This is a genomic window from Gimesia algae (genome assembly GCF_007746795.1).
Taxonomy (GTDB): Bacteria; Planctomycetota; Planctomycetia; order Planctomycetales; family Planctomycetaceae; genus Gimesia; species Gimesia algae.
The window spans coordinates 3065876-3090278 of record NZ_CP036343.1 but is presented as its reverse complement, the minus strand read 5'-3'; the positions used below and the strand labels follow the sequence as shown (position 1 = coordinate 3090278).

Annotated in this window: 16 protein-coding genes; 11 read left to right on the top strand and 5 right to left on the bottom strand. The window is 50.0% G+C overall.

All coding sequences use genetic code 11. The annotated features are described in order from the left end of the window. The first annotated feature begins 70 nt into the window (after positions 1-70). From sufB to Pan161_RS11220, 4 genes are all read left to right on the top strand, one after another. On the top strand, positions 71-1495 hold the full coding sequence (gene sufB, locus Pan161_RS11235) for a Fe-S cluster assembly protein SufB (protein WP_145226819.1): 1425 nt from the start codon (positions 71-73) through the stop codon (positions 1493-1495). A gap of 116 nt (positions 1496-1611) precedes the next feature. Further along, positions 1612-2949: a Fe-S cluster assembly protein SufD gene (gene sufD, locus Pan161_RS11230; protein WP_145226817.1), complete on the top strand. Its 1338-nt coding sequence runs from the start codon at positions 1612-1614 to the stop codon at positions 2947-2949. Positions 2950-2987: 38 nt separating this feature from the next. Then, positions 2988-3296, top strand: coding sequence for a Rieske (2Fe-2S) protein (locus Pan161_RS11225; RefSeq protein WP_145226815.1), 309 nt, complete (start codon positions 2988-2990; stop codon positions 3294-3296). Positions 3297-3568: 272 nt separating this feature from the next. Further along, entirely contained in the window at positions 3569-3961 is a 393-nt protein-coding gene (locus tag Pan161_RS11220) for a metal-sulfur cluster assembly factor (protein ID WP_197995831.1), read from the top strand. A gap of 94 nt (positions 3962-4055) precedes the next feature. On the opposite strand, the gene gatB is transcribed toward Pan161_RS11220, so the two are convergent. The 4 genes from gatB to rpmB all read right to left on the bottom strand — a co-directional run bounded on the left by gatB (position 4056) and on the right by rpmB (position 7758). Next, the gene (gatB, locus tag Pan161_RS11215; protein ID WP_145226813.1) at positions 4056-5540 is read right to left on the bottom strand and encodes an Asp-tRNA(Asn)/Glu-tRNA(Gln) amidotransferase subunit GatB; all 1485 of its coding nucleotides are present in this window, start codon (positions 5538-5540) and stop codon (positions 4056-4058) included. A gap of 76 nt (positions 5541-5616) precedes the next feature. Next, positions 5617-7074: an Asp-tRNA(Asn)/Glu-tRNA(Gln) amidotransferase subunit GatA gene (gene gatA, locus Pan161_RS11210; RefSeq protein WP_145226811.1), complete on the bottom strand. Its 1458-nt coding sequence runs from the start codon at positions 7072-7074 to the stop codon at positions 5617-5619. Between the two features lie 101 nt (positions 7075-7175). After that, positions 7176-7466 (bottom strand): Asp-tRNA(Asn)/Glu-tRNA(Gln) amidotransferase subunit GatC, encoded by a 291-nt coding sequence (gene gatC / locus Pan161_RS11205; protein ID WP_145226809.1) that lies wholly within the window; start codon positions 7464-7466, stop codon positions 7176-7178. Positions 7467-7497: 31 nt separating this feature from the next. Continuing rightward, entirely contained in the window at positions 7498-7758 is a 261-nt protein-coding gene (rpmB, locus tag Pan161_RS11200; protein ID WP_145226807.1) for a 50S ribosomal protein L28, read from the bottom strand. A gap of 469 nt (positions 7759-8227) precedes the next feature. Here rpmB and Pan161_RS11195 point away from each other — a divergent pair, with 469 nt between their 5' ends. Both Pan161_RS11195 and solA read left to right on the top strand, forming a co-directional pair. Then, positions 8228-8503 carry a carbon storage regulator gene (locus tag Pan161_RS11195; protein ID WP_145226805.1) on the top strand — a complete coding sequence of 92 codons (276 nt, stop codon included), beginning with the start codon at positions 8228-8230 and terminating at the stop codon, positions 8501-8503. 462 nt (positions 8504-8965) lie between these two features. Next, on the top strand, positions 8966-10099 hold the full coding sequence (gene solA / locus Pan161_RS11190) for an N-methyl-L-tryptophan oxidase (protein ID WP_145226804.1): 1134 nt from the start codon (positions 8966-8968) through the stop codon (positions 10097-10099). Positions 10100-10106: 7 nt separating this feature from the next. On the opposite strand, the gene ribA is transcribed toward solA, so the two are convergent. Beyond that, on the bottom strand, positions 10107-11357 hold the full coding sequence (gene ribA / locus Pan161_RS11185) for a GTP cyclohydrolase II (RefSeq protein WP_197995830.1): 1251 nt from the start codon (positions 11355-11357) through the stop codon (positions 10107-10109). A 619-nt stretch (positions 11358-11976) separates the two neighbouring features. On the opposite strand from ribA, the gene Pan161_RS11180 reads away from it, so the two are divergent. The 5 genes from Pan161_RS11180 (at position 11977) to Pan161_RS11160 (ending at position 24382) form a co-directional block, all read left to right on the top strand. After that, on the top strand, positions 11977-14514 hold the full coding sequence (locus Pan161_RS11180) for a DUF1549 domain-containing protein (protein WP_232103697.1): 2538 nt from the start codon (positions 11977-11979) through the stop codon (positions 14512-14514). A gap of 286 nt (positions 14515-14800) precedes the next feature. After that, the gene (locus Pan161_RS11175) at positions 14801-17599 is read left to right on the top strand and encodes a PPC domain-containing protein (RefSeq protein WP_145226802.1); all 2799 of its coding nucleotides are present in this window, start codon (positions 14801-14803) and stop codon (positions 17597-17599) included. An 85-nt stretch (positions 17600-17684) separates the two neighbouring features. After that, positions 17685-20978: a c-type cytochrome domain-containing protein gene (locus tag Pan161_RS11170; RefSeq protein WP_145226800.1), complete on the top strand. Its 3294-nt coding sequence runs from the start codon at positions 17685-17687 to the stop codon at positions 20976-20978. A 329-nt stretch (positions 20979-21307) separates the two neighbouring features. Beyond that, complete coding sequence (locus tag Pan161_RS11165; RefSeq protein WP_145226798.1) at positions 21308-22588, top strand: glucuronate isomerase; 1281 nt, start codon at positions 21308-21310, stop codon at positions 22586-22588. Positions 22589-22702: 114 nt separating this feature from the next. Beyond that, complete coding sequence (locus Pan161_RS11160) at positions 22703-24382, top strand: SpoIIE family protein phosphatase (protein ID WP_145226796.1); 1680 nt, start codon at positions 22703-22705, stop codon at positions 24380-24382. The last annotated feature ends 21 nt before the right edge of the window (positions 24383-24403 follow it).

The following is a 24403-nucleotide window of genomic DNA, read 5'->3' as shown; positions in this document are numbered from 1 at the left end:
TTACGATCTATCAAAGCAGTAACGCCACTCCCTTGTGGAATGGTTTTAATACAGAGTGGGAGAATTTGAAATGTCTACCAAGTTGGATACCAATTCGGAAAATGAGAATGTTGATATTGGAGATTATCAATATGGATTTCATGACCCCACCGACAAGTACGTGTTTACCGGCCAGAAAGGCTTGAATGCGGCAGTGGTGGCCCAGATTTCAGAGATGAAAAATGAGCCGGCCTGGATGCGGGATTTCCGTTTGAAGTCCTATGAGATTTTCGAACAGAAACCAACACCGCAATGGGGCGGCAATCTGAATGAGATCAATTACCAGGATATCCATTACTTCGTGCGTGCCTCTGAAGGGCAGGAGCGAAGCTGGGAGGATGTTCCCGATGATATTCGCAAGACTTATGATCGTCTGGGGATCCCCGAGGCAGAGAAAAAATTCCTGTCTGGTGTGAAAGCGCAGTATGAGTCTGAAGTGGTTTACGGCAGCTTGCAGGAAGATCTGGCCAAGCAGGGGGTTCTGTTTACGGATACCGACTCGGCTCTGAAGGATCATCCCGAGTTGTTCCGGGAGTACTTCGGCAAGATTATTCCTCCTGAAGATAACAAGTTTTCTGCTTTGAACTCGGCCGTCTGGTCTGGTGGTTCGTTTGTGTATGTGCCTCCGGGAGTTCATATTGAATTTCCGCTGCAGGCGTATTTCCGCATCAATTCGGAAAATATGGGTCAGTTTGAGCGGACTCTGGTCATCGTTGATGAAGGCGCTTCCTGCCATTATGTGGAAGGTTGTACGGCTCCGACTTACAGCTCAAACAGTCTGCACTCAGCCGTCGTTGAGATCATCGTCAAGAAAGGCGGGCGGTTCCGTTACACGACCATTCAGAACTGGTCAAACAACGTTTATAACCTGGTGACCAAGCGGGCGCATGCCTACGAAGATTCCCTGATGGAATGGGTTGACGGTAACCTGGGATCCAAGCTGACCATGAAGTATCCCGCCATCTTTCTGATGGGTGAAGGTGCCCGTGGCGAAACCCTCTCGATCGCCTTTGCGGGTAAAGGGCAGCATCAGGATGCCGGCGCCAAGATGGTGCATTGTGCTCCGAATACTTCGAGCCGGATTATCTCGAAGAGTATTTCCAAAGATGGCGGACGAGCCAGTTATCGTGGGCTGGTCAAGGTGGATCCGGAAGCGCATGGCTGTAAATCAAATGTGGTCTGCGATGCCTTGCTGCTGGATCCAGAGAGCCGTAGCGATACATATCCCTACATTGAAATTGAAGACAACGATGTGGCGATTGAGCACGAGGCCAGCGTTTCCAAAATCGGTGAAGAACAGTTGTTTTATCTGATGAGCCGCGGGATGACAGAAGCTGAAGCATCGTCAATGATTGTCACAGGCTTCATCGAGCCTCTGGTAAAAGAGCTGCCGATGGAATATGCCGTCGAAATGAACCGCCTGATTGAACTCCAGATGGAAGGCTCAATCGGTTAGTCCCGCGAGCGTATACTGAGAAGCCTTATCATTCAAAATTGAAAAAGCAGACTTGAGCTCACTGAGCGAGTTCGAGGTTCTTCTTAAACGTTACTGAAAGCATAACAGACAATAGTATGAGTACTTCATCCGTTAATACCTCTGCTGACATCCCGGCTGGATTTAGTGAAGCCGCTTTCGAAGCATTTCTGGCGACCCGTGACGAACCCGCCTGGGTGACAGAGTCACGTCGACAGGCCTTCAAGCGTTACTCGGAACTTCTGGAAACGGAACTGGATCCGGAAGAGTACCGCCGTGTTGATTTGCGGGCACTCAGACCCGACCGGTTTCAACTGAGTGCTGGTTTAGAGTCGTCTGGGGCACAGCAGGCATCTACGCTTTTGAAAGAGCAGGCTGAATTTGCCGGGCATGTGACACATGTGGATGGCCAACTGATCTCAAGCGAACTTTCTGAAGAGCTGGCTGCCAAGGGAGTCATCTTTGGCGATCTGGCGACAGTCGCACGGGAGCACAGCGATCTGGTTCAGAAGTATTTCATGACGAAAGCCGTCGACAGTAATACGGACCGGTTCTCTGCATGGCATGCTGCGTTCTGGACGGGGGGGACTTTTTTGTATGTACCTCGCAATGTTGTAGTGGATGCACCGCTGCATAGTCTGATTACATTGCAGGCCGAGAAGGCAGCTGACTTCAGTCACACACTGGTGATTCTCGATGAGGGTGCCTCAGCAACTCTGCTGGAAGAAACTGCTTCCACGACTGAAGAAAATCTGGGCTTGCACTCCGGGGCTGTTGAGTTGATCCTGGCCAAAGAGGCACGCCTGCGATATGTCCAGCTGCAGAACTGGAATCATAAAGTCTGGCACATTGCTCACCAGGCCGGTCGCGTTGAGAATAACGGATTCCTGCAATGGACCGTTGGTGGAATCGGTGCCAAGCTGGCTCATATTCATCAGGATGTCGTGCTGGACGGACGTGGTGCAGAGGCGGAAGTGAATGGTGTGACTTTCTCAACCGATCAACAGATCCATTCGTTCTATACGAAGCAGGCTCACAATGCTCCGGAAACCCGTTCTGATCTCCTGTATAAACAGGTTCTTCGTGATCATTCACGCGCCATCTGGCGGGGAATGATTCGGGTTGAGCCGGAAGGTCAGCAGACGAACGGCTACCAGCGGAATGATTCACTCATGCTCTCATCAACCTGTCGCGGTGATGCCATTCCCGGCCTGGAAATCGAAGCCGATGACGTACGTTGTACACATGGTGCTACCGCCGGTCGCGTAGATGAAGAGCAGATCTTTTACTGTATGTCACGCGGCATATCAGAATATGAAGCGATGCATATGATCGTGGAAGGTTTCTTTCAGACTGTGTTTGACCGGATCCCGGTGGAAGTCGTTCGTGAGACTTTGAATCAGGCTATTATCAAAAAATTAGGATTTGGTCGGTAGTATTCCACTGATCACAGACAATTAACAGTACATAGAATATGCCTGATTTCGAAGAAATAGCATCCTTGGATGATTTTGGTAGCGCCGATCGGCTGGAGGTATTTGTTGAGGATACCCCTGTTCTATTGATCCGTGTTCAAGACCAGATTCTGGCGATTGAGGATGTGTGCACTCATGATGGACAGCCGTTGACAAATGGATGTATCGAAGAGGGGGCTATTGTCTGTCCTCGCCATGGAGCGCGTTTTGATCTGGTCACCGGAAAAGCGCTCTGTATGCCCGCCACCAAGTCAATTCGAACATTTGAAGTTGAAGTCAGAGGCCAGAAAATATACGTTGGTCATTAACTTGGCAAAATAGAATTCCAGTCCGAATTAATGCTATTCAAATGAAATTAGACTGGGTCCAGTTTTACAGTAGCTTCTTCAGAGCCATTTGGACCGAGTATCATGGATTGAGTGAGAGACGTTATGATGAAATGTGATGCGCTCTAGTGGCGTTTTCTAATAATCATATTTTTAAGTACATACTCTATTTCTTATGAGTATGATCGTTTAATAACTATAATTGCTTAACTAACTAAGAGTGTGGGCGCACCGCATTGTAAGGGAAAAGAATTATGATAGACGAAGTCAACAACAAGCCTGGAGATGATCAGGGCGCGAATGAAGAACAGTTACCCGTTTTTTCTGCGTTTCGGGGAGTAGGTGGCGACGAGTCACTGATTAATGCATTGAAGCAGGTCATTGATCCCGAGTTGAACATCAATATTGTGGATCTGGGCCTCGTGTATGACGTCAAGCGATCTGAAGAGAATCAGGCCAAAGTCAATGTTTCGATGACTTTAACCAGTCCAGCCTGTCCTGCTGGCCCGCAGATTATCTCTCAGGCGAAGATGGCGTTAGAGCGACTGGATGATGTCGACGAGGCCAGTATTCAACTGACAATGTCGCCTCCCTGGTCACCCGAGTTGATGACGGATGACGCGCGTGATGAACTGGGTATTTTTTAATCTGACTGGTTCAAAGTAAAACAGGAAAGCGCCTCCTGTTTTTACTGCTGGCTACCCTGTAGTGTGATCGGAAGATTATCGTTCCGGGAGTTGCTTAACTCATCTTTTCAATTAAGAGCTCCCGCACTACTTTCGGATCTGCCCCTTTCACTTCCCGCATGACCTGTCCGATTAATGCACCGACGGCTGCCTGTTTACCACCCTGGAAATCCGCGACCGCTTTCTCGTTCTTCGCAACGACTGCCTGAACCGCTGCTTCGAGATCACCCGTATCGGTAACCATCGCCAGTCCTTTGTCTTCTATGATGGACTGGATTGATTCCACACCGGGATCCGATTGATCAGATTTCAACAGTTCCTGAAATACAGTACGGGCACTTTTCGTGGTGATTTCACTGCGCTCCACTTTTTCAAGTAAAGCAGCCAGTACTTCTGGTTTGATGGAAAAGGCTGAGATTTCCAGTCCCCCCTCTTTCAGTTCTCGCAGGACATCCTGGGTGACCCAGTTCGCCGCCTGTTTTCCGTTCTGGCAGCCTGCGGCGACTCGTTCAAAGTAGTCTGCAAAAGCCAGTCCCTGGTCGATGATGACAGCGGCATCATAAACAGAGAGTTGATAATCTTTTTCCAGTCGACCTCGACGGAGCGCCGGTCGTTCGCAGAGTTCGCCGCTTACTCTTTCCCGCTCTGCATCGGTAACTGTCACTGGCGCCAGGTCTGGATCGGGAAAGTAGCGATAGTCTGCTGCCTCTTCTTTGCCCCGTTGTTCCAGTGTGATTCCCCGGTCAGCATCCCAGCCTCGGGTTTCTTTGGGAACGTCATGCAGGCTCAATCCGGATTCCTGCCATGTTTCCCACTGGCGTTTGACTTCAAATTCAATTGCCTGCTCAACACCGCGGAAGCTGTTGAGGTTTTTGACTTCGACAATGGGAGTGGGAATGGTTTTACCGTCTTCCTGATGAATATGCAGATTCACGTTCGCGTCACAACGCAGGCTGCCTTCCTGCATATTGCAGTCGGAAACATCGATGTAGGTCAGCAGCAGTTTCAGTTCTTCCAGGTACTTGCGGGCCTCCTGGGCCGAGCGCAGATCTGGCTCCGAAACGATCTCGATCAGCGGGGTGCCACAGCGGTTGAGGTCGACTTTGCTGTCCTGTCCTCGTCCCGATTCATCGTGGCTGTTTTTGCCAGCGTCTTCTTCCAGGTGGGCTCGGATGATTCCGACTTTTTTGGTTTCGCGGGTTTCCGGATCAATTTCAATTTCCAGCCACCCATTCTGGCTCATCGGCAGATCATACTGGCTGATCTGATATGCTTTAGGCAGATCCGGGTAGTAATACTGCTTGCGGTCCCATTTGGTAAACGATGGAATCTCGCAGTTGATTGCCAGGCCGGTTTTCATGCCCAGATGAAATGCTTCCCGGTTTAATACAGGAAGTGCGCCAGGCAATCCCAGGCAGACCGGACAGGTTTGAGTGTTGGGGTGGTCCGGATTGAATCTGGTCGAACAGCCACAGAAAAGCTTGGTTCTGGTCTGTAACTGTACGTGGACTTCGAGACCGATGATGACCGTATAGTCCATGCTGTCACGCTACCCTTTATTCAGTATTTAAAGTATCTGGTTTTAATCTTCTATGTGGCTCGTGGCTTCGTTCCGGCTATTCTGGACGTTTCAAATGCCAGTCTGTTTCCCGTTCAAACATCCGGGCGGCACGCAGCAGTCGTTCTTCTTCCAGCGGGGGTGCCAGCAGCTGCAGGCCAATCGGGAGATTGTTCTGGCTCATGCCTGCAGGAATCGATACGCCGGGGATGCCTGACAGATTCGCGCTGGTCGTAAAAATATCTGCGAGGTACATCGCAAGTGGATCGTCCACCAGTTCGCCGATCTCAAATGCCGGCGTTGGGGTGACGGCTGAGGCGATGATATCCACTTTTTGAAATGCCTGTTCAAAGTCGTTGCGGATCAGTCGTCTGACTTTCAGCGCTTTGAGGTAGTACGCATCGTAATAGCCGGAAGAGAGAGCATAAGTCCCCAGCATGATACGACGTTTGACTTCATCGCCGAACGCTTCTCCCCGGCTGGCAGCGTACATGTCAATCATGTTGTCAAACTGTTTCGCGCGATAGCCGTAATGCACGCCATCGTAGCGGGCCAGGTTGCTGGATGCTTCGGAGGGGGCGATGATGTAATAAGTAGCGACACAATATTTGGCGTGTGGGAGTTCCACAGGGATGAGTTCCGCGCCCAGGGATTTGTAAACCTCGAGTGCCTGTTGCGTCGCGGCTTTTACATCTTCATGCAGTCCTGCTTCGTGTAGATGTTCGATATAGCCGACTTTAAGGTTTTCCAGTGGTTTTTCCAGGTTCTTCGTGTATGAGGGAACTTCTGCATCCAGGCTGGTGGTGTCACGCTGGTCTTTTCCGGCAATGGTTTCCAGCAGCAGGGCGGCGTCTGTGATATCGCGAGCGAAGGGGCCAATCTGATCAAGCGAACTGGCAAATGCGACCAGTCCATATCGTGACACGCGTCCGTAAGTTGGTTTCAGTCCGACAACTCCACAAAAGCTGGCCGGTTGCCGAATCGATCCTCCGGTGTCGCTACCCAGTGAAAGGGGAGTAAAGCCGGCAGAGACGGCTGCCGCAGAACCACCACTGGACCCCCCGGCAGCACACTTTGTGTTCCACGGGTTCGCCGTGGTTTGAAAGGCCGAATTCTCGGTTGATGAACCCATGGCAAATTCGTCGAGGTTGGTTTTACCGATCAGTATCGCGTCTGCCGCTCTGAGCTGTTCGACAATGTGGGCATCATAAGGGGGGGTGAACTCTTCCAGCATCCTGCTGGCGCAGGTGGTGGTGGCCCCTTTGGCGCAAATATTATCCTTGAGAGCAACCGGGATGCCAGCCAGTTTTCCCAGCGGTTCGCCCGCTTTTCGTTTCCGGTCGACTTCGCGGGCGGTTTCCAGTGCCGTTTCTTCCTGCAGTGAAAGAAAGGCATTAATACTGCTGTCTCGACGGGCAATTTCTTCCAGGCAGGCGGCGGTAATCTCTTCGCTGCTGACTTCCCCGGCATTCATTTTCGCCAGCAGTTCACTGGCGGTGGCTGAAGTGATAGACATGGACTGTCGAGTCTCCATATAAGTTTTAAAGGCCCGACTTGTCAGCAAGCCGGGCCTTGGATTATTGCTTTTATGTGCTCAAGGGTAAAGACGCCGGTCAATTACAGAATCGCGGGAACCAGAAAATAATTCCCGTCTGTCTGAGGTGCATTGGATAGCGCTTGTTCTCGGGGGAGACTTTCCTGCAGTTGATCGTCCCGAAAGACATTCGAGATTTCTATCGCATGTGCCATTGGTTCAATGTCAGCCGTATCCAGCTCATCCAGCATGGCGATGTATTTCAGCACAGACCCCATCTGTTCTCCCAAGGCGGCGACTTCCGATTCGGAAAGCTTGAGCCTGGAAAGTGAAGCGACTTTCAGTACTTCATCCTGAGTGAGTTGAGTGCTCATGGTCGATCTACTCGAGAGCAGGAAGTCGGTATTAGCTGGCAGGTAGCGTAAATGGTTTTTTAGCAACCGCTTTTGTGATTTTACCAGAGCGAATGCACTGCGTGCAAACACGCTGGGAGACCACGCTACCGCCATCCTGAACCCGGATTTTCTGCAGGTTGGGGCGGAAGACGCGCTTGGAAACGCCAGTTGTCTGACGTCCGTTACCGCCGAGGTATTTATACTTACCACGCTGACGAACTCGATTACCCACTACAGGAGTCTTGCCACAGGCATCACACTTCTGACCCATTTGTATACTCTTTAACTATCTAGTGTGTTTTGAAAAGTCAGCGTTCGCTGATTTCAATTGACGTAAAGTGACCGCAGATTAACAGATTCGGCCAGCTGAGGAACCCAATAGTATATTTTCCCTGCCCGAGAATGCAACCGAAGCTACTGACTTATCGATTGCTGCAGCGGGAAAACTTGAAAAATGTGTTCTCATTCTGATTTCTGAGGATTGCAAATTGTACTATTGGCGACAGTTTTTTGAAAAAACCATCCTGCGGGAATCAAAAATTTAAATGGATGAATAAATATAAGCCTTTATGAATAAAGGTCTTGCGTGATTCTTGTGTTAAAAAAACTGACATTGGCACGCAAATCGCAAATACCCTTGATCAGACAGGGCAATCACCTGTGGACAGGCTGGATTGCAACAAGGTAAACCAAATATCACATCAGTAAATGAGATTTAAAAGATAAAAGGAGTGACAACAATGCTGGTTTTGACACGGAAGTTAGCTGAGGGAATCCGAATTGGTGATGACATTCTTGTGAAAGTGATTCGGACGGGAAAGGGTTCCATCAAAATTGGTATTGATGCACCGGGTGATCTGCGAGTTATCCGGGCTGAGTTACTCGAGGAAGAAGAAGGCCTGGAAAAGCAACCGGTGATCAAAGGGCCGGGAAAGGATCAGGACGGCGAGGGCCTGCCTGATGCTGGTATCCGGGGAACTTTATCGGTGGTCGAAGCGGCGCGTCTGGTCTGTTAATCAGAGGCTGAAAAAAACTGCTGCTGACGGCAGAGTAGCCCAGGGGGGGATTTTTCAATCGATCAGATTGAAATTCGGGCTGGCTGTCAGTGGCTGTGTACGTGTGTGCGTGTGTGCGTTGCGGTGAGGAAGGAGTACGACGATAACAGATTCTGCTGCAACAACTCCGGCTTGTTTGGGTTGTTCCGTGAAGTGACAAGCCGAGTGAAGTTGTGTCAGGTCTTTAAGAACAGAAAATGATCAAACTTTGATGGTTTTCTGTGAAGTGATTAATTACCGGGTGTTCCAATTTGATGGTCAGTGTGTATGTGGGGTAGGTTGACTGTCAATTCTTGAACACCCGGTAATTTTATGCGCGGTGCCTTTGAGTCTGGAGAAACAAGATTGACGCTGGCAGTCTTGGCAAACGATAATCACGGTCTGTTGCGGAAACGGATTCTTTAGATAGATCGCTGCGTTTTTATGGCACATCATGTTGATTATCTGGTACTGGGGCTGGGTGGTATGGGCAGTAGTGCGCTCTACCATCTGTCGAAACGCGGGTTGAATGTTCTGGGGGTTGAACAGTTTGGTGTCGCGCATGACCGGGGCAGTTCTCACGGCGAGACGCGCATCATCCGCAAAGCATACTTTGAGCACCCGAATTATATTCCGCTGCTACAGCGTGCTTATGAACTGTGGCACGATCTGGAGCAGTCTTCAGGCAAATCACTGTTTAACCGTTGTGGTCTGATGGTGGCGGGACCGCCTGAGGGCGCAGTGATCCGAGGCGTGCACCTGGCAGAGGAGCTCTATGGAGTGGAAGTGGAAAGTGTCTCTCCTGCGGATGCGCTAGAGCGATTTCCCGGGTTTCGCATTCCGGAAGGCTTTGAAGTGACACACGAACCGGAGGCCGGCTTTCTGCATGTGGAAAAGTGTGTGCAGACTCACCTGGAATGTGCGCAGGCACAAGGAGCAGCGGTTTGCCTGAATGAGCAGATTCTGGATGTGAAAGTCAGTGAGCGGTTGATCGAAGTCACGACCGATCAGCGGCAGATTACCGCTGCGTCATTGATCGTGACGACGGGTCCCTGGAGCAGCGGCTGTCTGAGCGGATTACCATTGCCCCTGGAAGTTGTACGGAAAGTGTTGCTCTGGAATTCCGTTCGTGAGCCGGTTTACAATCTGGATGCGGGCCGGGGGAGTTTCTTTTTTGATATGCCTGAGGGAGAGTTCTATGGTTTTCCTTCACTGGAGGGAGCATCTGTGAAACTGGCCGAGCACGCAGGCGGCGAAATCGTGGGAGATCCAACCCATGTGGACCGCTCGCTCCATGAGACTGATGTGCCCCGCGTTTCCCGTTTTGTGGAAGAAGTGATGCCTGCGCTGAACCCGCATCCAATGCGGCACGCCGTCTGTATGTACACACGGACTCCCGATGGGCATTTCATTGTTGATCGGCATCCCGCGAATCAGCGGGTTGTGTATGGCGCCGGGTTTTCAGGGCACGGATTCAAGTTTGCATCCGTCATGGGAGAAATCCTGGCCGACCTGGCGACAACTGGTATAACGTCTTTACCGATTGAGTTCCTGTCGGCTCGGCGATTCAGCGAATGAAGAAGCTTCAGTCGGCGGGAGTGGTGGGCAGGATGTGTCCCATCTTATCGCGTTTGGTTTGCAGATAGAATTCCCGATCTTTATGGGGAGGGGCGACGATCGGAACCTGTTCTACTACTTCAAGGTCGAAGCCCGTATAGACGTCTGAATCGGTTTTCTTGGGGTTGTTAGTCAGCAGGCGGACTTTGGTCAGTCCCAGATCTTTCAGGATCTGAACGCCCACGGTGAAATCCCGGCTGTCGGCCTTAAATCCTAATTGAATGTTGGCTTCGACCGTGTCGTAGCCTTCGTCCTGCAGCACATAGGCTTTGAGTTTAGGAATCAGGCCGATCCCGCGGCCTTCCTGAGGCAGGTAAACGACGGCACCTGCTCCTGCCTGATTGATCGCAGCCATGGCCATATGCAACTGGTCGCCACAATCACAACGCAACGAATCCAGCAGGTCGCCTGTAAAGCAGGATGAATGCATGCGGATCAGCGGTGCTTCCACGGAAGCAAGGTCACCCCAGACCAGAGCGACCGGTTGCTGGCTTTCGTGTTCTACCGAGTAGCCAATGACCTGAACCGTGCCATAGTTTTTGGTGTTGATGGGGACTTCGACTTCGCGATGAACCAGTTTCTCACTGATGTAACGATGTCGAATGACTTCAGCTGTCGAGATAATCGGGATGTCGAACTGTTCTGAGATTTCCCGTAGCTCGTCGGCGTCGGCCATGCCGAAGCCTTTCTGGCTGAGAATTTCGATCAGCACGCCAACTGATTTCAAGCCAGCCATCTGCAGCAGGTCACCGGTCGCTTCAGTATGGCCGGCCCGACGTAAAATTCCACCCTGTTTGGCAAGCAGTGGATGAATGTGTCCCGGGCGAACAAAATCTTTTGCCTGTGCATGTTCATCGCTCAGGGCGCGAATCGTAATGGCCCGACATTCTGCACTGACACCGCTACCACTGTCTTTATGATCGATGGGAATCAGAAACTGGGTCTGATTAGGGGCTGTATTTTCTTCCGGGCCGACAATCGGGTTCAGTTGAAGACGCTCTGCTACTTCTTCCGGCAGCGAAACACAGAGTTCGCCACTCCCGTAACGCAGCAGGAATTGAACGATTTCGGGCGTAATGGCTTCGGCTGCGACAATAAAATCGCCTTCATTTTCCCGCTCGCTGGAGTCAGTTACAATGACCGGCTTGCCCGCCCGTAATTGTTCGAAGACGCGTTGAATGTTAGGGATGGTCGAGTCAGCGTGAGCAGGATCAGACATTGGTACGATTTGAAGCCACCTGGAAAGTTTAGATAAACGAATACTTAAAAAATTTTCCAGCAGGCAGTTCCCGTCGGAAAATCTATGCTAACTTTATTCTATAGAAGTGAGTTGGACTGGCAATCAAAGAAATCCCGATTTTAAAAGAACGGACTGATTCCCCTCGAAATAAATGCCAGCCAGGCTGATTTACAGGCTTCCGGTTGCCAGGAACGGCCTATGGAATATGAGGTCTACGCGGGTTTTGAAGGACTTATCGGATATGACAGGTGAAAAGTTCCGCGTGATTGCGATGCGCCTCGTTTTTGCGTTCAAGTGGACAAAAAAACATAAAACATTTAGATGATATGTTAAAACGTTGACAATTAAATAAACTTTGATACATTGAATATCTTAGGAAAAGTTCTTTGTACTTAAAGGCTTTTTCCTGACCCGCAAAATTGAACCACTCAGTAAACACTGATTGGTTAACTTACCTAAAAAACTTACCTGAAAAAACCAACCAACAGCAAGCGTCTTTCAAACATCATACTTTTAATGGTCTGCGTGATATCGCGCCAAACCTGATCGCTGCCAGGCCAGAAGTAAAGAACGAAACCAGTTGCACAGGAGTTGACGTATGGATTTCCGAATTAATGGCTCTCGGACACCCCAGGTCCTTATGTTGTGTGGAGTGTTGACTCTGTCACTCTTCTCTGGAAACGCAGTGACCATTGTGGAGGCTGCACCTGCTGCTGCCGTCGCTCCGGTGGATTTCAAAGAACTCCAGGTTGGTCCTCATCCTGGCGGAAAAGAATTACTTCAGTTGAGAGGTCCTGACTCACGACAACAGGTGGTCGTCACGGGAGTGCTTTCAAATGGAAAACAGCAGGATGTGACCCGCGATGTGGTTTATGCTGTCGCCGATCAGAGTATTGCTTCCATTTCCAGCGATGGTTATCTGACTCCACTGAAAGATGGTCAGACGACATTGACCGTGACAGCAAAGAATGGCAAAGCTGTTTCGATTCCGGTTGCAGTGCAGGGGATCTCAACTCCGGAAGCAATCAACTTTAAAAATCAGGTTGTGCCGATCTTTACCAAACTGACCTGTAACAGCGGCGGCTGTCATGGCAAAGCCAGCGGACAGAATGGTTTTAAACTGTCGTTACTGGGTTTTTATCCTGGAGACGATTATGAGTTTCTGGTCAAAGAAGGCCGGGGACGACGCCTGTTTCCTTCTTCTCCGGCGGAAAGCCTGTTATTGATGAAGGGGACTGGAGTCACACCGCACGGTGGTGGAAAACTGATTAAAGCTGACTCATACGAGTATCGATTACTGTATCGCTGGATCGAGCAGGGAATGCCTTATGGGAGTGAAAATGACCGCAAGGTTGTTTCCATCGAATGTTTCCCTCCCACCCGCACAATGGAACAGGAAGCAGAGCAGCAGATTTCCGTGATCGCAACCTACTCTGACGGATCGACCGAAGACGTCACGCGAATGGCTTTGTTTGAAGCCAATGACACAGAAATGGCTGAAGTCAATAAAACAGGTCTGGTCAAAACGCTGACCTTATCTGGTGAAGTTGCTATCATGGCCCGCTATCAGGGGCAGGTTTCAACGTTCCGCGCTACGATTCCACTGGGTGTCGAAATTGCTTCTCTCCCCGAATCACGTAATCTGATTGATGAAGCTGTCTTCAACAAACTGAAAGTTCTGGGGATTCCTCCCTCACCGGTTTCCAGCGATGCCACGTTCATGCGACGTGTTTACATTGACATCACAGGAACGACACCGACCGAAGAAGAAGTCAAAGCCTTCCTGGCTGATCAAGACACTGCCAAACGTGATAAGTTGATTGATAAACTCATCGACAGTCCCGCGTATGCTGATTACTTTGCCAACAAATGGAATATGGTACTGCGTAACAAAAAATTGCAGCCTGTTGACATTGCCGGCACGAATGCCTTCTATCAGTGGATCTGGGACAGCCTGTATGAGAATAAACCCTACAATGAATTCGTAGGTGAGATTCTGTCTGCCTCTGGTGAGTTTCGTCAGAACCCGGCTGTCGTCTGGTATCGTGAAGTCAACACTGTTGAAGAACAGGTGGAAGACACGGCTCAACTCTTCCTGGGGCTCCGAATTCAGTGTGCACGCTGTCATCACCATCCTTTCGAGAAATGGAGTCAGGATGACTATTATGGTCTGGCTGCATTTTTCAGTCGGGTCGGAACCAAAGATCCCACTGCTGGATCCATTGGAGTACGCGGTTTCCGTGATAAACGCATCTTCCATAAAGAAGGGATGGCTGCAGCGAAGAATATACGTTCTGGTGAAAACCTGAAGCCAACGGCACTGGGAATGCAACCTCTGGAGTTAAGTCCCGAACGTGATCCCCGTGTCGCTTTAGTGCAATGGTTATCACGAACCGATAATCCGTTCTTCGCAAAAGCACTTGTGAACCGTTACTGGAAACACTTCTTTGGTCGCGGCATTGTCGAACCGGAAGATGATATGCGAGCTACTAATCCTCCTGCTAACCCTGAGTTGCTGGAAGGACTGTCCAAGCATTTTGTGGAAAGTGGCTTCGATATGAAGGAACTGGTGCGGTCGATCTGTCGTTCCAATGCCTATCAACTCAGTTCGCTGCCTAACGAGTACAACCTGAAAGACAAACAGAACTTCTCGCGGTACTATCCAAAACGTTTAACAGCGGAAGTGCTGTATGATGTTTTCCATCAGGTGACCAATTCCTCGCAGCGTTTTTCAGGTCTGCCTGCCGAAACGAAAGCCATTCAGATTACGGACGCTACCTCGGCTCCTTACTTCTTGAAGGTGTTTGGTCAGCCCCAGGCGGATACTGCTTGTGAGTGTGAACGTTCCCAGAGCGCCAACCTGGCGCAAAGCCTGCATCTGCTGAACAGTAAAGAAGTTCAGGATAAGATTACAGGTGCGTCAAGTCGTGCCGCCTTGCTCGCCAAGGATACGAAACGGTCCAACGAGGAAAAAGTTCAGGAACTGTATCGCTGGGTTTATTCCCGTGCTCCACAGGAACAGGAAATGAAATTTGCCCTGTCCTATATTGAACGACACAAAGAAAAACCTCAGATTGCCTACGAAGATATCATCTGGGCTCTGATCAATACCAAGGAATTCCTGTTCAACCACTAAGGTGCGTTGGCAGCGAACATTTCATGCCATCAGTATACCAGCCCGGTGTGCTGATGGCATTTGTTCGCAGCGAACGCCGCTTTCCAGTGATCATGAATTCCGCGAAAAGTCTCTGAAATTCAAGCTGACCACTGTTTTATGTTTAGACAATGGTGATCCGCTTTTTTACAATAAACTTAAGATAATCTGTATCGATTTCGTTTTTGCCGATGTGAAACGGGTTGATTACGGGTTCCCTCCTGAATTCCTCCCAGAAAATTCCATCCAGAAAATTGGTAGCAGTATTATGATGCATACGCGATTTTTTGACCGTCGTCGTTTAACCACGAAGGTTGTCTGTTTTCTTGCTGCAGGATTGGGATTGGTTTTCTTAACCAGCATTCATTCGCTCCAGGCTCAACTGCCTCAGACGATTGTCTATTCCGTCAATCCTTCGGGAGGACAGAAAGGACAGACTGTCGAAGTACGGGTGACGAATGGGAAAGATCTGGATGAGTTGAATGCCCTGTGGTTCAGTCATCCGGATATCAAAGCCGTCCCTAAAATGCAGGACAGTAACGGAAAGCAGATTCCCGTTGCCAATACGTTCCTGGTGAAGATTGGTAATGATGTTCCTGCCGGCGTGTATGATGTCCGCGCGAATGGCTTGTATGGCTTGAGCAATCCCCGATCATTTGTGGTGGGAGATCTGCCCGAGAAAACCGAAATTGAGCCTAACAATAAAGATGATCAGGCAACACCGATGGAACTGGATTCGGTAATGAATGCCTTGCTCAACGGTGCGACGGATGTCGACTATTATTCATTCACAGGCAAAAAAGGGGACAAGGTCTCCATTGACTGCCGTGCAGCCCGCATTGATTCACCTGCTGTCGCCATCGTCGAACTGTATGGGCCTGATCAGCGGCGTCTCGTCAGTGAGCGCGATACGTTTCGCAACGATCCTTACATCAATCTGACGCTGCCCCTGGATGGGGTTTATAAAATCAAAGTCCACGATCTGACTTATGCTGGTGGCGTTGATAATGTCTATCGATTGAGTGTTCATAAAAAGCCGCATATCGAATTCATCATGCCCCCCTCGGGAACTCCTGGAACAACCGGTAGCTATACCTTGTACGGTTACAACCTGCCGGGCGGGAAAATTTCGGACTGGAGTATCGGCGACGAACCATTACAGGAAGTGAATGTTTTTATCACTCTGCCATCAAAGCCCACTACTTTGAAAATGGGAGAGCAGGGGTTCCCTCATGAAGTCAGTGCAGACGGTTACTCCTATGTCTGGGCGACACCCGCGGGAAATTCCAATCCGATGACGATCTACTATGCCGAAGGTAGTATTGTTCGTGATGAGCAGACTAAAGAAGAAACGTTAACTTTGCCCGGTGAACTGGTAGGGCAGTTTGAAGTGAAAAATGATGTCGACTCTTTTCGATTTACCGGTAAAGCAAAAGAGAAATATTCGATCGAAGTATTCGGTCAGCGCAACGGGATCGTCATGGATCCTGTCATCGTGGTGGAACAGGTAACCAAAGACAAAGAGGGCAAAGAGACATTTAAACAACTGGCCAATGTCGGTGCCACAACTGTCTTTGCCGATCTGAGTGGTAAATTATTTGATACGAGGACAGACGACCCTTATTACCTGTTTACAGCACCCGCTGATGGTGAATACCGAGTGACCTTGCGTGATCTGCAGTTTGAAACCCGTGGGAATCCCCGGATGGTGTATCGGGCTGTAATTCGACAACCCAAGCCTGATTTTCGGCTGGTAGCTTTGCCGCTGTATCCACAGGCCGTCAATACCGGCGGTTCACCAGCGGCAATTTCACTGAGAAAAGGGGACAGCTGCAAGATTGCCGTCATGGCATTGAGGCAGGATGGGTTTAATGAAACCATCGAGCTGTCCGTCAAAGGTCTGCCACCTGGGGTCACCTGTAAAGCGGCCAGTATTGGCAGTGGTGACAGCAATGCCGAAATGATTCTGACAGCGGATGAATCCGCCCAGAAGTGGTCCGGTGAAATTGAAATCACAGGGACCGCTGGAGCCGCTGCTGCGAAACTGGAACGCGTCGCGCGAGCTGCCACTGTGCTGCGGCCCGCCGCGAATAATGTGCGTGCTGATTCTCGAATTGCCCGTTCGCTGGCATTATCGGTGATTGATGAAGTCGCACCTTATCAGGTCGTTGCGGATGTCGCTGAAGTCAGTGTCAATCAGGGACGCCAGATACTGGTTCCCGTCAAAGTGGTAAAGCGCACCGGCTTTGATAATGCAGTAGCACTCGCCTGGAATGGCATTCCCAAAAACAGCAATATTACCGTACAAAATAAAACGATTGCCAAAGGCAAAGCAGATGAATTATTTCAGCTGTTTGTCAACAACAATGCCAAGCCTGGTGTTTATACAACGTATCTGCAGTCGACCGTCGATGTCTCTTATCGTCGCAATCCTGCAAAGGTCGATAAAGCGAAAAAGGAGCAGGTAGAAGTTACTAAAAAACTGACTGCTGCCCAGGCGGCTCTGGCTGCTGTCACTAAAAAACGCGATGACCTTGCAAAAGCTACGGATAAAACAGCTGAGCAGAAAAAAGCCGAACAGGCAAAAGCGGAAGAGGAAATAAAGTCAGCGACTGCCGCAGTCAAAGCTGCGGAAGCAGCGAAGAAAGCGGTTGACGCCAAAGTGGCGGCGGCAGTAAAGGCGGCTGCTGCGAAGACGGTTAAAGTCTATGCGCCTTCCACCCCGCTGGTGATCCGAGTCAAGCCGGCACCGGTGACTCTGACACTCGCTGTGCCCGGAGGTGGTGCACTGAAAAAAGGAGCTGCGATTGATGTCAAAGCAACAATTAAACGCATCAATGATTTCAAAGGTCCTGTTGAGTTGACGTTGCCTTTACCACCGGGGGTCACTGGAGTGACCGCCGATACGGTTCAGATTCCAGCAGATAAAACGGAAGCCACCATCCCCATTAAGGCATCTGCAGAAGCGACTGAAGGGGATCTGACGAACATGGTGGTCAGGGCGAAGGCCGACTTCCAGGGAGAAGCACTGGTCGATGCACCCATCAAGCTAAAAGTAACCAAGTAAAATAAACCGTATTTTTATATTCAGAACACATTGGCGGTTGGTTGTTGATCCAACTGTTTCATCAGCGATATCAGAGGGGCATGTTATGCGGAACCGGTTTGCCAGTTTAAGTGTCATCATCACTGCAGTTTTAATCTGCAGCCAAATCACAGCGGCGGAAGAAAAGCCGATCCAGCCTGCGAAGGTGGAACTGGGGCGTCCTATCAGTTTTGAGAAAGATGTATTTCCGATTCTCGATGCCAACTGCATTGCCTGCCACAACGTAGCGAAAAAAGAAGGTTCGCTGGTTCTGGAGAATGTGGAAGATCTCATTAAAGGGGGAGACAGTGGCGCCTCTGTGGTGCCCGGTAAACCTGATGAGAGCTATCTGTATAACGTCGCTTCCCGCACGGAAGAGAGCTTTATGCCCCCGCTGCCAAACAAAGTGGGCGCGAAAGCCCTCACGCCACAGCAGGTGGGGATATTACGTCAGTGGATTCTGGAAGGTGCCAAATCAAGCGGTAAATCGACCGATGCCGGAGTTGCCTGGCAGTCGCTGCCACCCGATTTGAATTCCATTTACAGTACCGCTTTGTCTCCCTGGGCACGTTATGCGGCCGCTGGTCGTGCAAACCGGATTGCCATTTATGATCTGGCAGTGGGAGCAGAAGTTGCCACGCTCAATGATCCCGCGCTGTCAAAATTACAGAAAGACGGAAAACCATTTTACCCGCTGGGAGCCGCCCATCGCGATTTTGTCCATTCACTGGCTTTCAATTCTGATGGCAGCCTGCTGGCATCAGGTGGATACCGTGTTGTGAAGCTCTGGAAGAAGTCGATTGGAAATGTCGTTAAACAGATCGACCTGCCTACTGCTGTCACAGGCCTGGCTTTGAATGCCGATCGTAGTGTGCTGGCTGTTGCAACCGCTGATAATACGACTTCACTCTGGAAGTTACCGGAAGGCACCAAACTGATCGACTTGAAAGGGCATGCGGGAGAAATTAATGGACTGGCATTCACTCCGGATCGTACCAAAGTCGTCACAGCATCTGCTGATCAGAGTTTGCGAGTCTGGAATGTCGCTGATGGAAAGCAAATTTCCACAATGAAGACACCTGCAGTCATCAATGCCTTAACCATCAGTAAAGATGGAACACAGGTGATCGCTGGTGCTGCCAATCAGATAATCTATGCCTGGCCTTTGACTCTGCCTGCCCCTAAAAAGGGAGAAAAAGCACCAGAAATTCCTGCTGCCCTGTATGAACTCAAAGGACATGCCAAGCCGATTTCTTCTGTGAAGCTGATCATGCCTGCTGGCACACAACTGGTGTCCGGCAGTGAAGATGGAACGGTTCGAGTCTGGGATCTGGCCGGGAAAAAGCAAATTCGTTCGATCAACCATGGAGCGCCGGTAACCGATGTTGATGTCACCGCTGATGGCAAGACACTGGTTTCCGTTTCTGCGAATGGGACCGGAAAAATCTGGCAGGTTGCTGATGGCAAAATGCTGAAAGAGTTTCGTGGCGATTTGAGCAAGGAACGTCAGATGGTTCTGGCAACAGAGACTCAGACGGTCACAAAGCAACAAGTCGCTTTAGCAGATGCTGCCATGAAAGCCGCTGATAAAAATGTCAAAGATCGCGAAGCAGAATTAAAGAAACGCAATGAAGAACTGGTAGCAGCTAAAAAAGCTGTGCCAGAAGAAAAGAAAAAGGCAGACGAATCAGCCAAGAAACTGGCGGCTGCCAAAGCGGAGCTGGCAAAACTGCTGGCAGATCATAAGAAAAAGGGTGAAGATGAAGTTGCGGCAGCAAATGCCCAGAAGGTAGCTGCTGACAAAGCAGTTGTTGATGCGGAAGCGAAATTAAAACAGTCGAACGATGCCAATCAGGCTGCGATTGCCGCTGTAGAAAAAGAAGTGGCAGCCGCGAAAAAAGCTCTGGATGATGCGAATGCGATCAAGCCAGATGCAGCCGACAAAGAAGGCGAAGCAAAGAAAAAAGATGCTGTCGCTAAAGATCAGGCAGCCTTTGATGCAGTTCAGAAAAAACTGACCGCGGCCCAGCAGAAAAAGACAACCGATGAAAAAGCGGCAACGCAGGCCATCGCGACTGCCAGGCAGGCTGTACCCAAAGCGGTTGCTGCGATTGCTGCAGCAAAGAAACTGGCAGAGGCAAAGCCAGACACGAAAGCCGCTGATAAGAAAGTCGCTGACGCAGAAGCTGCAGCAAAAAAACTGACGGATGCGGTTGCTGCTGCTGAGAAAAAAGTGATTTCATCTGAACGATCTGTGAAAGTTGCGGAAGGAACACTTACCAAAATCAAAGGGCAACTGGCAGAACGAACGAAAGAAAAAGCTGAAATCGATAAAACAGCCACAGCTGTTGATGCTGCTCTGGCGGAAGCCAAGAAACAGGCCGCGGTTCTGACTCCCATGAAGTCGGTCACTTTTTCCGAAGACGGTAAGCAGATTGCCACTGGTGATGACAGCCAGATGGTTCGCATCTGGGATGCCACTTCCGGTCAGGAACTGGATACACTGGGGGGGCACACAGCTCCTGTCTCAGTAGTTGGTTATACGTCCAAATTAACGGTTGTTTCAGGTAGTGCTGACAAAACGGTTCTGGTACAGAGTATTCAACCGGTCTGGACTCTGGTTGCTCAACTGGGGGCCGATGAAAAAGATCCGTCGAAAGTTGGTGGTTCACCAATTTCCAACCGGGCGCTCTGTCTGGATTTCAGCCCGGATGGCAAACTGCTTGCTGTCGGTGGTGGTGATCCTTCCCGTAGTGGTGAAATTACGATCTGGGATGCCACCACGGGAAAACTCGTGAAGAAGCTGGGAGAAGCACACAGCGATACGGTACTTGGTGTCCGCTTCTCTCGTTCAGGCAAATCGTTACTGACAGGAGCTGCTGACAAATTCGTCAAAATCTTTGATGTTGCGACCGGTAAATTCGTGAAATCATTTGAAGGTCACACGCATCACGTTCTGGATGTTGCCTGGAAAGCCGATGAATCTACTATTGTCAGCTCAGGTGCCGATAATGTGATCAAAGTCTGGAATATTGAAACCGGCGAACAGAAACGGACGATTTCAGGTTATTCCAAGCAGGTCACCTCGATCGCCTTCCTGGGACTGGGGGACAACATTGTCAGTGGTGGTGGTGATAAGACCGTTCGCATGCATCTGACGACGAATGGATCAAACTACCGCAATCTGTCAGGCTCTACAGACTACGTCTACAGTGTCGCAGGAAGCCGGGATGAAACGATTGTCATCGCGGGTGGCGAAGATGGTATTCTGCGTGTCTGGGATGCAAAGACTGGCAAGTTGCTCAACAGCTTCAATCCACCTCCTGTTTCCCCGAATCAGCAGGCCAGCGCCGGCAAATAAGCCAGGCAGATCGAAGAATAATTGTACCATTTCCAGCGACCCGGCGATTTAATTCGCAGGGTCGCTTTTTTTACGCTTCTTGCCAGGGCTGATTTACCAATTGGGGGCCGTTTTTCGATCTGGCATTCGTTTCAGACTCAGGCATCCTGCAGGAAGGGGGCACCTGATTGCACTGTAAGGTCTGACTGATTATATTCGGAACACGCGACAACTCATTCCGCCAGATCGTTGCAGCCCGAAATCAATCTTTGGGGTACAGTCCCCTGAAGAGTCATACCAAACCGGATTCGGGCGATTATTAATTTGAACACAGCAGGAATCTACGCATTATGTCTGAACAGTTGAGTAAACGTATCTTTACTGAATTAGAGAGTCTGGTTCTGATTGACCCTCATACCCATATTAACCCCCACTCGGCGGCTTCCACCACATTGGCGGATATTATGGGGTATCATTACTACACCGAACTGGCCCATTCTGCCGGTCTGCCTCGTGAAGTGATTGAAGAACCAGGTATCGATCCCAAAGAAAAAGTCGGACGTCTGGTGACGCAACTGGGGGATCTAGATAATACGATTCAGCTCAGCTGGTTACTGGATATCTGCAGTGAATTTTTCGGCTTCGAAGAGGAAGCCATCACAGCGTCTAACTGGGAGAAACTGTATGACACCGCTGCTGAGAAGATGGCTCAACCCGACTGGGAACAGCAGGTTTTAAAACAGAGCGGTCTAGAGCAGGTATTCCTGACGAATGACTTCGACGATCCACTGGAAGGCTTTGATACTAATCTTTATATTCCCTGTCTGCGGACAGATGACCTGGTCTTTCATCTGGCAAAATCTGAAACCCGGGAACGCCTGGCGAAAGCGACAAAACTGGACGTCGGCTGTGCCAAAACGTTAAGAGATGCGGTTGGCAAGTTATTTGATCATTTCACTTCGAAGGGGGCGCGGGCCTGTGCGATTTCATTACCGCCCGATTTCAATCCGATTGCGGTGACTGCAGATCAGGTCGATCCTATTGTGAGATCTCTGTTTGCTGGCGATGAGATTACCGACGACGAGTCGAAAATCGTAAGCCAGTTTGTGTTCTGGACTCTGGCAGAGTACTGTGCCGAACATCATCTGCCTTTCGATCTGATGATTGGCGTGAATCGTCGTGTTTACGAAGCAGGTGTGTATCAGGGACAGGATCTGTATGACAAGCGGACTTCTCTGATTCTGTATAAGGAACTGTTCAACGCATTTCCCAAAGTCACATTTCCTGTTTCTGTATTGACCAGTACCAGCAATCAGGAGCTGGTCAGCTACAGCTGGATTTTTCCGAATGTGGTCATCAACGGACATTGGTGGTACTCGAATACGCCGGCGTTCATTACGTTTGACTGTAAGAGTCGTCTGGAAGCAGTTCCCAAGACCAAGCAGATCGGTTACTACAGCGATATGTACAAACTGGAGTTTGCGCTGCCTAAGTTCCGTATGTATCGTCGCGTGCTGGCAAATGTACTGGCCAGCGATTTTGTAATCGCGAGAAACTGGTCAGAACAACGGGCAATCGAACTCGGGAAACTAGTGCTGCGGGGTAATGTAGAGACGATATTTGGCAACTAATCGGTATTCCGGATGTCATGAAGTGATTGCATCAGGGACAGATGCTATTTAAAATATGATGCATATCCCATTTTTATCATATCCATTCTAGTTTCTTCATTAAGGGCTTCCCATATGGCTACTCTGGTCATGCTGCAGGCTGGTCAAGCGGTCTCATACTCACTCACAGAATCTGAGATGGTTCTGGGTAGACATCCTGACTGTCAGATTCAACTCGATTCGAATATGGTTTCGCGGCGTCATGCTCAGGTCGCTGGTGCAGGTGACGAGTATTACGTCGAAGATCTGGGGAGCGGGAATGGAACGTTTGTTAATGGGAAAAAGATTGAAGGCCGAACCCGGCTGGCTCACGATGATCGCTTGAAAGTCGGCCCCATTCTCTTCCGGTTTGAATCAGATGAGAAGCCGGAACCAAAGCGATCGGGAGTGACGATCGACAGCAGCTTTGATATCGGTTTTTCGAATGATGAGGATGACGGTGATGCCGGAGCCACCATCATGGGGGCGGTTTCCGGGGGCGGTGGATTTGGTGGCCTGGATATTCGACCGGAAGCAAAATTAAAAGCCATGATCGAAATCAGCCGCAGCCTGGCAGGTACGGTCGATCTCGAAAAACTGCTGCCACAGATTCTCACCACTCTGTTTCACATCTTTCCTGCAGCTGACCGGGGTTGTATCTTACTCAGGGATGAACATAACGGTGAGATGTTGCCCCGCGCATTCAAGCATCGCCGTGAAGGTGAGGATGCCACAGTCAAGTTGAGCCGAACGATTGTGAATAAGGTGCTCGAGGAAAGATCGGGTATCTTATCAGCGGATGCAGCCAGCGATGCGCAGTTTGATGCCAGTGAATCGATTTCGAATTTATCGATTCGTTCCATGATGTGTGTTCCCATGCTGGGGCTGGCGGAAGAACCTATCGGCGTCATTAATATCGATACACAGAATCCCGTGCAACAGTTTCAGGAAGAAGATCTGGATCTGTTAATGTCCGTCGCCGGGCAGGCAGCGCTATCTTATGAAAGTGCCAGGCTGATGACGTCTTTCATGGAAAAGCAGAAGCAGGACAATGAAATGGACATTGCCCGCGGCGTACAACAGGGGTTATTGCCCAGTTCAGTGCCGGAAGTCGACGGTTATGAATTTTTTGCATCTTATGATTCTGCACAGGCAGTTGGTGGCGATTACTATGATATTTTTGAGCTACCCGATGAGATGATCGGCCTCTCGTTTGGCGATGTCGCCGGAAAGGGAGTACCCGGGGCAATGATTATGGCCCGCATGTCAAGTTGTGTGCAGAATACATTGCGTTTTGTGCATGAAGTCGGACCAGCTGTCGATGCGATTAACGATCATATGTGTGACAGTGCCGTCGAAGGGCGTTTTGTGACTTATGTGCTTGTGGTTCTGGATACGAACAGGAATCGTCTGTCGCTGGTGAATGCGGGGCACATGTCTCCAATGATCCTCAAGCCTGATGGCTCGATTGATGAGTTCCCTGAAGAAAGTATTGGAGTACCGATCGGGGTGATGGAAGGTTTCCCGTTTGAAGTCGTAGAACGGGATCTGGGGCCTGGGGAAATCGTAGTACTGTTCACCGATGGCGTGGACGAAGCGATGAATCCGGAAGGGGAACTCTATACCCTGGATCGGATGCGGAAGTTTATTAAGGACAATCGCGACAAAAATGCGGCAGAGTTAGGACAGGCACTTCTGGCAGATGTCCGCCGCCATGCTAATGGTCGTCCTCAGAATGATGATATTACGATAATGACCTTCGGGCGTGTTTCCTGAAGGTGACTGTGTTCTTATTTT